The organism is Rosenbergiella sp. YN46 (assembly GCF_036620675.1).
Classification (GTDB): domain Bacteria; phylum Pseudomonadota; class Gammaproteobacteria; order Enterobacterales; family Enterobacteriaceae; genus Jejubacter.
On the sequence record NZ_JAZHEE010000057.1, the window covers coordinates 1 to 13,014 of the forward strand.

The following is a 13,014-nucleotide window of genomic DNA, read 5'->3' on the forward strand; positions in this document are numbered from 1 at the left end:
GGGAGAGGGCTGGCGTGAGGGTGACAGGCAGCTTCGGCGCCCTGTTTCAGAACAAAAGCGGCAGAATATAACGATGCGGTGGCTGTTCCGTTCATTGCCGGGAAACTCCCTCTCCCGTTTCGGGAGAGGGCCGGGGTGAGGGAACAGGCGGCTCCGGCGCCCGGTTTCAGAACAAAAGCGGCAGAATATGATGATGTGGCGGGCTGTTCCGTTCACTTTGCGTAATTGCTTCTCTGTTAATCCACAGCAGGTAGAACGGGCCAGGGGGCTCAGTCGCCGCTCCCCTGGCGACCCGGGCTCCCCGGCGGTAAAAAACGCCGCTGACGCGGGCCCCTTCGCTTATCACGCCGGGCTTTTCGGCACGGGCAAGAGTCGCCATCCCAGGCGGCCTTGCCCTGTCGCGACATCCTGTCGCTCCTCCGGCCCTGCGTGAACGCTACGGCGTTTTTTAAGCCGAATATAACCCCCTTGTCGTTTTAGTCTGTTTTTTAAAATGATATCTGCTCTGATTAATCCGGGCAGAAGATTAAAGGCAGTGACACTCTCCGGCCTGAAAATCGCCGGAGTATTCACGGCGGCCAGGGTCAGCCCGACAGGACGTCGGGCTGAGGGTGTGCGGCACAGGGAGGCGCCGTCACGCCCGACCCGTCCGGCTGGCGGGAATACGCAGGACAAAATTGCCGGGAGCCATTTTGAACAACGCCGCAGGCGTTGGCCCCGGAGGGGCGAGGCCCAGGGACGGGCCGAGTAATCCCTAAGGGCGATTTTCACGTCGGAAAGCAAGGTTGTCAGGGGCGGCGTTTGAGCCTCCTGACCCGTTCACCGGTTCCAAAACCGATATAAGAGAAATCACCTTAAGGTGAACGGAACCTTCGCCAGCGCGATATATTCCTCCAGAACACGGCATAGCCGCAAAAAAAGAACGCCATCCCCCCATCACCCTCAACTCAGCCCACAATGCGCTAAACAAAAGCCCCCATCCGCACGGCGGTATGGGGGCTTTTGCAGAAAACGCCAGCCGGTTACCAGCCTTTTATCGCGTCCCCTTTGTAGATCTCTTCGGTCTTTTTCACCACTTCGTCGGAACGAAACGCCTCAACCAGCTTCGCCAGGCGCGGATCGTCCTTATCTTCTTCCCGCACCACCATCACATTGACGTAAGGCGATGCCTTATCTTCCATAAACAGACCGTCGCGGGAAGCGGAAAGCCCAACCTGTGAGGCAAAGTTATTGTTAATAATCGATAAATAGACATTTCCGTCGTCCAGGGTACGGGTCAGCTGCGGCGTATCAACCTCCACAAATTTCAGGTGCTTCGGGTTGGCAACAATATCCAGCGTAGTTGGCAGAAAACCGACATCCTCTTTGAGCTTAATCAGCCCTTTTGCTTCCAGCAGCAGCAGGCTACGCCCCAGCGTTGTGGCTTCATTAGAAATAGCCACCGTCGCGCCGTCCGGCAACCCGGACAGATTTTTCAGTTTCTTCGAATAGGCGGCGATGGGGTACACGAAAGTGTTAGTCAGAATCGCAAACCTGTAGCCGCGATCCTTCGACTGATCCTCCAGATAGGGAATACTCTGGAAAGCGTTGGCGTCCACATCCTTGTTGCGCAAAGCCTCGTTGGGCAACACATAGTCATTAAAAGAAACCACTTCGACATCAAGGTGATATTTTTCATGGGCGACTTTTTTCACCACGTCCCAGATAGCCTGATCCGGGCCGCTGTTAATCGCCACTTTCACTTTACTGTCATCGTCCGGAGAGCAGGCGGCCAGTAGCAGGCTGGCGCCAGCCAGCAGGGCGGCTACAATTTTCTTCATCTAAAAATTCCTTTTTATTCACAAGGATAAATAGTAATGATGTCGATCATTGGAGCACACCCTGACAGGATGACGAAATATCGTTATTGAATAACCATATATCCATCCAGACGTCTATTCACACAAAGCCGCCTCGGGCGCCTTGCTGCGCGCCTGCCACCAGGCCCGCCAGCATCCGGCAACGATATCCGGATGGAAACGCGCCGCGCTTAGCCGCGCCTGCTGGCGCATTCGGGGCAGTCGTTCAGGATGAGTCAGCACCTCTATCAGCGCCTCGGCCAGCGCCTGTTCATCGCCATCCGGCACCAGGCGGCCGCATTCAAAATCGGCCAGCAGATCGCGCGGGCCGTATTTAACGTCCATGCTGACCAGCGGCGTCCCGTAACTCAGCGCCTCCAGCCCAGACTGCGGCATCCCTTCCTGATCGGAACAGAGCACCGCGCAGCAGCTTTCACTATGGGCCTGAGCCACATCACTGGTGAACCCGTGGATTTTCACCGATTTTTCCAGCCCCAGCTGCGCCACCTGCCGTACCAACCCCTGGCGCAGCGGCCCGACGCCCCAGGTGTGCAATTCGGCGTCCGGTACCGCCTGCACCACCCGCCGGAATGCTCTTATCAGCAGATCGTGACGTTTTTCTGTCGAATAGCGCGCCATATACAGCACCCGGCGGTTATTCGCTCCGGGCGCCAGCCGGTTGGGGGCATCCGGCGCCGCGTGCGGCATCGCGCGTAATCGACGCCGATCCGCGCCGTCGCGAACCAGATCGTCGCACTGCTCCTGAGTCAGCATCAGAATTTGATCGACCGGCGCCTGTGGCCTTAACAAATGCGCATAAGCCTGCTTAAGATTGCCATTAGGCAGCCGGTGGGTACTGTGGATAAAGGCCGTCACCGTGGCGTTAAAACGCGCCCGCGGATCGGACAGCACGAAATCGCGCCACGGCAGGTTCTTATCGACAATAAAGTGCCAGCGCACCTCGGGCGCCAGGGTAGCGTTTAGCGCTGCCGCCAGCCAGGCCGATTCACTAAAGAAACTAACCACGCCGCGCCCGGTCAGGTGCCAGTCGATACGCTCCAGAACCGCGCGATCGTGACGGGTCTGGTAACGCTTTGTCAGCAGTGCCTGGCTATGGCTATCGACAAAAACCTCCAGCGCCAGGCGCTGCGGGTCGTCCTGATGGGCGAACTGCAAACGATACAGGCCATCGTCACTGCGGGTACGGCCCAGCAGAGGCCCGGGCGGAAGCCAGGCCAGCGCGGAAAGCTCACCGCGATCGCGCATCGCCAGCAGCCCCTCGTAGATTGACAATACCCGCACGCTCTGCGGCAACCGACCACTCTCTTTAAGCTGCGCCGCCGTCTGTCCCAGCGCCGGATTCCACGCCGACGTCATAATGCAGGGCGTTTGCTCCAGCCGCTCCACAAACAGCCTGGCGCGCCGCGTCATCGCGACTTCAATGCCGTTGCCGACATCACGCAAATTCTCCCCCAGGAACATAACCTGGTTATCGGGCCAGGGAGTCAGCGCTACCGGCTGGCGCTGGCTGCGCCGTAGCCAGGCCAGATAAGCGACATAGCCCGACAGATAGTGCTCCACGTCGTCGATCCGTACCCGATAGCCGTGGTGGCGAATAAAGAAGCTGCCGACAATGCGTCGCGGTCGCCTGAAATACATCGCCAGTTCCGGCCAGAAGAAGCCGTTCAGCAAATAGCGCGCCCGGCTTTCCAGCGCCCGATTAAATTTAGCAAGGTCGAAGTCCGCCAACAGCCCGCGGTGCGGTGAATTCGCCAGCCGGGTAAGGGTCTGTTGCGCCGCCATCATCAGTTCCAGCAGCGTGGGATAAGTGGTCACCCGTTCAAGTACGAAATCCAGATGATCGCGCACATTGTCCAGCGCAAAGCGGAAGTATTTCTCTTCAGGACAGTAGATCGTCAGCTCATTTATGCAGTAGCCCAGCCAGTGATCGTGGGCGCGCCAGTGCTCCTGAACGATAAAATGATCCACCGCTTTTTTGACCCGCTCCAGCCAGCGAGAATCGGCGGTCAGGCTGTACAGACGCATCAGCGCAAAAGCCGCTTCGCCGTCGTAATAGATAATACGTTTAGCCTCTTTCAGCGACAGATCCGGCGCGTTCAGAACGTGAACAAAGCCGCCGCTGTGCGGATCCTGCATAAAGGCGATGCCTTCCGCCAGCCGGTTCATCTGTTCCAGATAGCGGGTTTCGCCGGTGACTTCGCTGTACTTTGCCAGCGCCAGGATCGCCACGGCGTTAGCGCCAAGCTTAATTTCATCGCCGACGTCCACGACAAAGTCTGCGCTGCCGCCATCGGGTAGCGGAAAGCTCTGGATCAGGCGCCCGGTTAAATAGTCCAGCGCCCGGTCAATAGCCGCTTTATGCCCGGGATTGCGCGTCAGCGACCAGCCGTCGATCAGCGCCCAGGTGCTGCTGGCATGGCGCAGAGCGTTATAGGTGCCAATACGCCGATCGAAGCAGGGAAACCAGCCGTACTCATACCTGCCTTCCGCCAGCACCTGGCGCGCTAAAAAGTCGCAGCCCTGAGTAATAGCCTGAGGCAGCGCAGTCTGCTGCCATTGCGCAATTTGTCTGATACCGGAGTTGCGGCCGCTATCCGCTATCTCCCATACCTGACGGCCATCGGTAAACAGGCCGCGGGTGGTGAAACGCCATAGCGTTTCACCATCGCTTTCTGGCCAGTTTAACGCTTCACCGAAGCGCAGTTCGCTGTAGCGCGCCAGATTACCGGCATTGGGCGTGGCGACCGGAATCTTGCCATCGTAAAGAATGGCGTTGGCGTTGATTTCCATCTCCAGCAGCGCCCGGGAAAATTGCGCATCGAAACTCAACCCAAAGCGGAAGTAGTTGCGTTTGGTGCGGGCCAGCTTTTCCTTAAGTTGCCCCCAGCTCAGAGCCTCTATCTTGTTGACTACCTCGACCCGCAGCCAGCAGGGCTGCTGCTGCGATTTACGCCGCTGCTTCTGTAGCGCCTGCGCCCCCGCCAGCCAGGCTTCAGGGAAGCTTTTCCCCCTGGCCGTCACGACCCGGGCGCGGCTTTCCGGCGAGCCCAGGCTAAAAAATAGCGTCCAGCCATCTCCCTGTTTTTCCGGCGCCAGGCTTTGCGCCTGTGGCCAGGCGCACTGTAATAAATGACTTAACGACATTGCCGTCCTCCCGGAAAATTAGCGTTCCCGCAGCGCTTCTTTGGCGCGGTTAAAGGGTTTAATCAGATAATCCAGCACCGTTTTCTCACCGGTTTTGATGTCAACGTTGGCGATCATGCCCGGTACGATCGAAAAGCGTTTGCCCGCTTTGTTTTGCAAAAAGTCGTGGTCGGTACGAATGAAGACCCGGTAATAGTAGATTTCCGGTTTGGCCTCGTCCTGTATGGTGTCTGGCGAAATGCTCTCTACCTGCCCTTCCAGGCCACCGTAGATGGCATAATCATAGGCGGTGATTTTCACCAGCGCTTTCTGCCCCGGATGAATAAACGCGATATCACGCGGCGACAGACGCGTTTCGATCAACAAACGATCGTCGACCGGCACTATCTCCATCAGTTCTCCGTTAGGCGGAATCACGCCGCCAATGGTGTTGACTTTAATGTTTTTCACGATACCGCGTACCGGCGAGGTCACCGTCATCCGCCGCAGGGAATCGGCTCGCCCTTTGATAACTTCCGACAAGGTGCTGGCCTCGGCGTTGGCTTTGGACAGCTCTTCCCGGGCCTGCACCAGATACTGAGAGCGCAAATCCAGCATCTTCAGTTGCAGATCGGCCTTCTGGCGCTGGAGCCGCAGGGCATCCACATTACTGGCGGCGCCGGTGCTCACCAGACGCTGGGTGATCTCCAGTTCCCGGCTTACCGACGCCAGCGACGCCTTAATCTGGGTCAGCGAGTCGGCGTACTGGCTACGCCTGGCGTGAAACAACCGGCTCTCTGCGGCGATCAGTTGCGGAGAATCCTTAAGCGCCTCCGGAAAAGTTAGCGGAAGGTCGTTCACTTCAGCGTACAGACGGGCGCTGGCCGCCAGCGCCGCCCGATAGCGAGCTTCACTCTCTCCAACGTTGGATTCCGAACGGGTCGGATCCAGCCGGGCAACGATCTGGCCAGCCTGAACCCGCTGCCCCTCTTTCACACCCAGCGCCACCAGAATGCCGCCGTCCAGCGACTGAATCACCTGTTCGCGGGTACTGGGAATCACCTTTCCGGTTCCGGTGGAGACTTCGTCCAGGGTGCCGAACCACGCCCAGACCAGTACCGCCAGCAACAGCAGTGCGATAACCCCAACGATCCGCTGCGAACGGGCCAGGGTGCCGTCATCCAGCTCGCTGTCCGCGCCGGCAAGCAGCGGTAGTGCCTGTTGCGAAGCCAGTTCAGGCTGACTGTTTTTCATTATCGCCTCCCGCCGTCGCCCGGTTAAAAGCCTGTTCTTTAGGCATATCCATCACCAGTTGCCCCTCTTTCAGCACCAGCACCCGGTCTATCAGCCCCATTACCGCGGTACGGTGGGTCGCCACCACCAGCGTGCGCCCTCCAAGCCAGCGCTCAAGACGCTGCAGGAAGTCGCGTTCGGTGTGTTCATCCAGCGCTGCGGTGGGTTCATCAAGTAGAACGATATTGGGATCGCGCAGCAGCATGCGCGCCAACAGAATTGCCTGGCGCTGACCGCCGGACAGGCCGCTTCCTCCCTCCATCACCAGATGGTCTAGTCCCAGCGGCAGACGGCGGATAAAGTCCGCACCACCACACACCTCCAGCGCAGAGAAAATTTCCTCGTCGCGAGCGTTCGGCGCTCCCAGCGTCAGATTTTCGCGCAGCGTGCCGTGGAACAGGCGGGCGTTTTGGGTAAGCAGCCCGACGTTACGCCGCACATCCGCCATATCGATATGCCCCAGGCTCAGATTATCCAGAGTCAATTCCCCTTCCATTAGAGGAATACCGCCCGCCAGCGCCTGCAACAGCGTCGACTTCCCGGCGCCGTTGCGTCCCAGCACGGCAATGCGTTCGCCAGCTTCGATCTCAAGCTTCGCCACCCGCAACGGTACCTGAGGATCGTCCGGCTGATAGCGGAACAGCGCGTTGCTGAAACGATAGTTGCCGTGCAGTACCGGACTGGCGATACGCTGCTCATCCGGCCCGTTTTCCACCGGCAGGCTCATAATGCTGTCCAGCCCGGCTTTCGCGGCCCTGGCCTGCTGCCAGCGCGCCAGAACGCCGCACAGCGCGGTCATCGGCGCCACCATGCGTGCGGAAAGCTGCGATGCGGCCACCACTGCGCCGGTGGTGATGTCGCCGTCGATCACCAGCGGCGCCCCCAGCATCACTACGCCAGCGTAGACCATGCCCTGCACGCTCATCCCCCAGGCGATCAGCCCCTGGGTCAGCTTACGGGTGCGCACTCCGGACTGGGCGGTGATCTGGATATAGCTATTCCACTGCTGTAAAAAGCGGTTTTCCGCCTGCATCAGCTTAATGTCTTCCAGCCCCTGGATACTTTCGACCAGCACCGCGTTACGCAGAGTCGATTCCTGCACATTCTGACGGGCCAGATGAGCCAGCCTTTTTTGCAGCATCAGGCCTGGCGCCAGCATCAGGATCGCTGCCAGCGGCGCAATCCAGCACAGCTGAGGCGCAATCACGCACAACACCAGCAGAAACAGCAAGAAGAAAGGCAAATCCACCACGGCGGACACCGTCGACGAAGTCACCATTTCGCGGATCTGCTCCAGTTCGCGCAGCTGGGAGATAAAGCTGCCGGTAGAACGCGGTATCGCGCTGTTGCGCAGGCGCAGAGCGTGGCCGAATACTCGATCGGAGATACGAATATCAGCCTGCTTGCCCAAAATATCGGTAATATGGCCGCGCATCAGCCGCAGCGCGAAGGCGAACAGCACCGCAATCAGCACGCCCAGCGCCAGAACGTACAGCGTGGGGTACGACTGGGCCGGAATCACCCGATCGTAAACCTGCATCGAAAAGATAATGCCCGCCATCGATAGCAGGTTAATAAACAGCGAAGCCAGCATCACGTGGCCGTACGGGCGCAGTTTCTGTATCGCCAGTTTACGTAGCCAGTCCGGCCGGAAAGCGGCAAGGTAGCGGCTGGCGCGCGGATCCCGCGCCTGCGCCGACGGACGCAACGCGACCACCAGGCGGATTTCCGCCAGCAGTTCCTGGAGCGGATAGCGATTAACCAGCTCTTCATCACAGGCCAGGCAGACGGCCACCTGATCCTCACCGTCAAAGCTTGTGATAACGCCAATTTGACCGTCGCGCAGTTGAATCGCCAGCGGCAACTGCCAGCGGGAAATCTGCCCGACGCCGTCATTCAGAATTCGCGCCTGTAGTCCGGCCTGGCGCCCCAGATTTTTCAACACCTGCGACAGAGGCTGGCCGCTCTGCCAGTTGGCGGCCGCCTGCAAACTGCCGGCGGACCAGGTAATACGATAGTGACGGGCAACCTGGGAGATAGCCATTTGCCAGTCGGAAATCTCCTGCGCCGTCGGCGCCCCGGCACAGGCCGGTGGAAGGATGTCACTCATGAACGGATCTCCACGCCCTGAATGGCTTGTTTATCAAGGGAGAAGGCGCTACGGGTGCGCCCGGTGCTGTATAAGCAGTCGAGTTGCAGGCTTCGGAGCTGGCTTCGGGTTTGCTGTTCGACAAAGCGCGACTGGAAGATCTCCTGTTCAATATTCAACACATCCAGCAATGGCCGGCTGCCAAGCTCCAGATATTGCTGCTGATACAGGGTACGGGTCTTCTCGCTCAGCGCCTGCTGGCGGGCCTGAATTAACAGTGCCTGTTGCAGGCTGGCCGCTTCGTTGCTGGCCTCGCTCAGTTGCTGGCGTACCTCTAACTGCGCGGTGCGTACCGCCGCCGTCGCCGCCGCCACGCTGTGCTGCGCCGCATCGCGGCTGGCAGTTAGCGCGCCCCCCTGATACAGCGGCATCTGCACCCGAACCCAGGCAGAATACTGAGTGCGATCCAGGGTCTGGCTGTTGGCATAGCGATCGTTCAGGTAGTGGGTGACTTCAGGCTCCAGCGAAATAGTAGGCAGTAACTGGGCGTTTGCATTATCCAGCTGCGCCACGGCCTGATTCATTTGGGCATGGGCCGCCAGGACTTGCGGTACCAGTTGATCGTCAATATGCGATGTCTGGCAGGCGCCATCCATCTGGCGGGGAAAAGCATCGCTGACCGGTTGGGTCTGTTCCCATCCCAGATAGGTGGAGAGGGTGGCCCGCCAGCGTTCAAGGCTGGCCTGATACTGGGTCAGCGTCGCTCTGGCGCCTTCGATACGCGCTTCGGTCTGCACCACGTCCGACAGCGAACTGGCGCCTTCACTATTACGCTGGCGCGCCAGCGCACCGATCTTATTCAGCGCGTCCAACTGTTCCCGGGCAATAGCCACCAGCCGTTGATAGCCTTGTACCTGAACCAGCGCCGCTCCTGCATCGTGGGCGATTTTATCAATGCTTAGCAGCACCATTGCCTGCTGTTGCGCCACGGCGGCGTTCGCTTCGCGCACCGAACTGTCGACCTTGCCAAAGTCATAGAGCATTTGCGATACGGAAAGTACCAGCGACGGACTATAGCCATGGTCACTATAGGTATTGGTGATACCGTTATTAAAGCCCCCGTTGATTTGGGGATAATATTTCGCCCGCGCGACATCGACTTTCGATGCCTGAGTGAACAGTTTATTGATTTCCTCGCTAATATCCGGATACCACTGAACGGCGCGATGTACTGCAGCGTTAATGTCCAGCGGCGTAGAAGGCTGTTGGCGCGGTGGCTCTGTTACCTGACCGGTTAAGGCAGGCAGTTGCTGTTGCGCCTTTAGTTGTTGGGGATCGATAGTTCGAATATCGTCCGCGTCAAAGGCGGCATGGCATGGCGCCATTCCCGTGAACAGACAGACGAGCCCCACATGGCAATAGCGATGTATTCCCATATTACTTCCCAAAAATTTAGTTTTATTATGATTAGCGCAATAAATAATCGTTATTTTTTCCGCCGACACCGTTATGCAACATGGCGTCTGGCGGGCACTTCCCTGTGCCGCCGGTTTTCCGTTACACGTTATCCTGACTGTTGTGCTGCAGCAGTTCGTCCAGCGTCACCTCCGCCCCTTCCAGGGTGATCAGTTGCGTGGACTGGTACTGCGAACCGCTGCCGTCCCTGTCTATCGAAATAACGGTGTCTCCCTGCGCCGTATGCTCGACCGACAGATACTGCCCGAAGGTTGCACTACTGCCATCCCAGTCGGTCAGCAGTCCGGTGACGTCGATACCATCGCCATCGGCGGTGGAGAAGTCGCTCCAGACGTTATCGCTACCGTTACCGCCGGTGCTGTCCTGCGCATCCAGCAGGTTGAAGATGACCGTGTCGGCTCCCGCCCCCAGCGTAAAGGTATCGTCATAGGCGGTACTGGTGACCGTATCGCCCTGTCCGCTACCATTCAGCACTGGATGCAGATCGATTGTCAGCGTCGCACTGGCGCTGGCGTTATCCGCCGTCTGCAGCTGATAGCCGAAAGTCTCCTTCTGGGTGATGCTTGCCACATCGACGCCGCTGTTCAGGCTGTAGCTATAGTGGCCGTCACCGTAAATGGTGAGGGTGCCATACTTGCCTGCCAGGGTCGCCGCCTGCTCATCGTATTGATTCAGCGTAACCGACTGCTGGTCGTTGCTGACGATAAGCCGGGTGTCGATAGCCAGGGTTTCATCCGCCACGCCATCGGCATCACTGCCGTCCAGGATATTGCCCGTGACGGTGACGGCTTCGCCGGTATGGAACTCATCCAGCGTGACCTCGGTACCGGAAAGCGAGGCATCAACCGATACCGTCGGGCGTGAAATCACCGTGCCCGCTGCGTCGGAGATACTGGTGACGTGAAGCGTATAATCCCCTCCCGCCAGCACCAGATCGCCCAGGCTTATCGCCGCCGGCGACGCATTGCTGTTGGTTACCAGAGGCGAACTGCTGCTCGCCACCACTTCGCCTGCGGCATTGGTGATGGTGTAGCTAATGGTCAGCCCCACGCTGCCCAACAACAGGCTGTCGCTCAGGGCATACTGCAGCGAGATCCCCGTCAGGACATGGCCTTCATCCACGTGGAAAGCGCCCTGAGAAGTCTGCGTAACGCTGCTACCCGCCGTCGTCCAGTCGGCGCTGGCCAGATTCGCCTGGCTAAACGCAGCGCTGACGTTGGCTGCCGCCACCTCCAGCGCGACCGCGTCATCGACGGCAGTCAACTGAGGTTGGGCCAGGTTAACGGTCAGGGTCGCGGTAGACTGGGTTCCCTGCGGCCCGGTGACCGTATAGCTAAAGCGTTCGCTCGATCCTACGTTCGCCGCTTCCTGACCGCCGTACAGGGTATAGGTGTAGCTCCCCTGATTATCGATGGTCAGTTCGCCATACAGGCCGGCAATGGTGGTCGTACCGCTGCTGGCGATGGCAACGCCGTTCACGCTACTAATCACGCTGCCTTCAGGTACCGTATCGGCGCCTTCGCCTTCGCTTATCACATTGCCCGTCACGCTGACGTTATCGGTGGATACCGAGTGGGTAACGTCGGACAACACTTTCAGGGTATACCCCGTCGCCACCGACAGACCGCTGGTGGCATTGAGCAGGAACAGGTAGTTACCTTCGGTCAGGGTGATCGGCAGCTCATCCGAAACGCCACCCAGCAGAACTATCCGATACCAGTCCTCCAGCCGCTGCATAACCTGATACTGTCCGCTCTGCTCATCGTATTTGTAGATGTACAGATCGAACGATGTCCCTATCGCAATACCGCCTGCATTGGCCTGAAGGTTCAGGTTGCGCACTTCATCCGCTCCCACAGAGAAGGTCGCCTGGTTATTGATATCGATCAGGCTGAGATCCAGGATATCGCCCAGCCCCAGGTTTAACAGCACAAAACCGGTCTTCGAACTTTCACCGTTATCGGTTTCCTGATAGACGGTTTCGACATCCAGCGTGACCCGATCGTCAACGGCCGTTACCACCTCGTCGCTGCCACCCGGCGGCGTCAGCGCTATGGTCAGGTTCGCACTGGAGCTTTGCGTTCCGTCGCTCAGGGTATAGGTGAAGGTTTCGGTTTTACCCTGCACCGCGGTCGAAGAGTCCAGCAGCGTGTAGGTCCAGCTACCGTCGGCAAACAGCGTCAGCGATCCATACTCGCCGGCAATGGTCACCCCTTCGCCGCTGGCGGGAACATCTACGACCGTACCGTCGCTATTGGTCACCTGGCTTACCAGCGTGCCCGGCGTAACGCTATCGCTACCGTGAACGCCATCGTCATCGGTAATCAGGTTACCGCTGGCGGAACCGCTAACCCCTGGCCCGTTATCGGTGACATCCACCGTCACGGTCGTGGAAGAGAGCAGCCCCAGCAGCGCGTTATCGCTGAATGCCGTTACGCGGTACTGGCCCGGCTCCAGCCCATCCAGGGTCAGAGAGACGGTATCGCCGCCGATAATGGAGATCAGCGACGGATCGCTGGAGCTATCCGCCACGGTGACCCAGTTTTCGCTGCTGGCATCCCAGCGCTGCACCGCCACATTCAGGTCGCTAATGGCGGAGAGCAGCGAACGGCCGGTAACGTTGACATCGATACTGGCGCTGTGCCCTTCCTCAACGGTGAAGCCGGTCACGGCATTTCCGCTACCCAGATTAATCAATCCGCCCAGCAGGCCGATAAAGACGCTACCGGTATCCGAATGGCTACTGGTGGTCTGGGTTGTGGTGGACGTCAACTCCAGTTGGATTGCGTCGTCTCTGGCCTGGAGATCGCTGTCAGAGTCGGAATCGCTATCCGAATCCGAGTCGCTGTCAGAGTCAGAGTCGCTGTCGGAGTCAGCATCGCTGTCCGAATCGGAATCGCTGTCGGAGTCAGAATCACTGTCTGAATCCGAGTCGCTGTCAGAGTCGGAATCGCTATCTGAATCAGCATCGCTGTCCGAATCCGAGTCGCTGTCAGAGTCAGAGTCGCTGTCCGAATCCGAGTCGCTGTCAGAGTCCGAGTCGCTGTCGGAGTCAGCATCGCTGTCCGAATCCGAGTCGCTGTCGGAGTCAGAGTCGCTGTCTGAATCCGAGTCGCTGTCAGAGTCGGAATCGCTATCTGAATCAGCATCGCTGTCCGAATCCGAGTCGCTGTC

At 58.8% G+C, this 13,014-nt stretch carries 6 protein-coding genes; all 6 read right to left on the minus strand.

Going from position 1 to position 13,014, the window contains the following annotated elements; all coding sequences use genetic code 11:
* Positions 1–1,022 precede the first annotated feature (1,022 nt).
* Complete coding sequence (locus V3W49_RS21760; protein ID WP_500148058.1) at positions 1,023–1,820, minus strand: MetQ/NlpA family ABC transporter substrate-binding protein; 798 nt, start codon at positions 1,818–1,820, stop codon at positions 1,023–1,025.
* 114 nt (positions 1,821–1,934) lie between these two features.
* Positions 1,935–5,003: a glycosyltransferase gene (locus tag V3W49_RS21765; RefSeq protein WP_500148059.1), complete on the minus strand. Its 3,069-nt coding sequence runs from the start codon at positions 5,001–5,003 to the stop codon at positions 1,935–1,937.
* 18 nt (positions 5,004–5,021) lie between these two features.
* Positions 5,022–6,236 (minus strand): HlyD family type I secretion periplasmic adaptor subunit, encoded by a 1,215-nt coding sequence (locus V3W49_RS21770; RefSeq protein WP_500148060.1) that lies wholly within the window; start codon positions 6,234–6,236, stop codon positions 5,022–5,024.
* Positions 6,217–8,385, minus strand: a complete 2,169-nt coding sequence (locus V3W49_RS21775; RefSeq protein ID WP_500148061.1) for a type I secretion system permease/ATPase — start codon at positions 8,383–8,385, stop codon at positions 6,217–6,219. The genes V3W49_RS21770 and V3W49_RS21775 overlap by 20 nt, the downstream gene beginning before the upstream one ends.
* Complete coding sequence (locus V3W49_RS21780) at positions 8,382–9,749, minus strand: TolC family outer membrane protein (protein ID WP_500148063.1); 1,368 nt, start codon at positions 9,747–9,749, stop codon at positions 8,382–8,384. The genes V3W49_RS21775 and V3W49_RS21780 overlap by 4 nt, the downstream gene beginning before the upstream one ends.
* 172 nt (positions 9,750–9,921) lie before the next feature.
* A partial coding sequence (locus V3W49_RS21785) for a BapA/Bap/LapF family large adhesin (protein WP_500148062.1) occupies positions 9,922–13,014 on the minus strand: 3,093 nt, incomplete at its 5' end.

Excerpts from the sequence above, each read along its gene's own strand:
- V3W49_RS21770 (WP_500148060.1), bottom strand. The coding sequence starts at position 6,236 with ATGAAAAACAGTCAGCCTGAACTGGCTTCGCAACAGGCACTACCGCTG.
- V3W49_RS21780 (WP_500148063.1), bottom strand. The coding sequence starts at position 9,749 with ATGGCGCCATGCCATGCCGCCTTTGACGCGGACGATATTCGAACTATC.
- V3W49_RS21775 (WP_500148061.1), bottom strand. The coding sequence starts at position 8,385 with ATGAGTGACATCCTTCCACCGGCCTGTGCCGGGGCGCCGACGGCGCAG.
- V3W49_RS21760 (WP_500148058.1), bottom strand. The coding sequence starts at position 1,820 with ATGAAGAAAATTGTAGCCGCCCTGCTGGCTGGCGCCAGCCTGCTACTG.
- V3W49_RS21765 (WP_500148059.1), bottom strand. The coding sequence starts at position 5,003 with ATGTCGTTAAGTCATTTATTACAGTGCGCCTGGCCACAGGCGCAAAGC.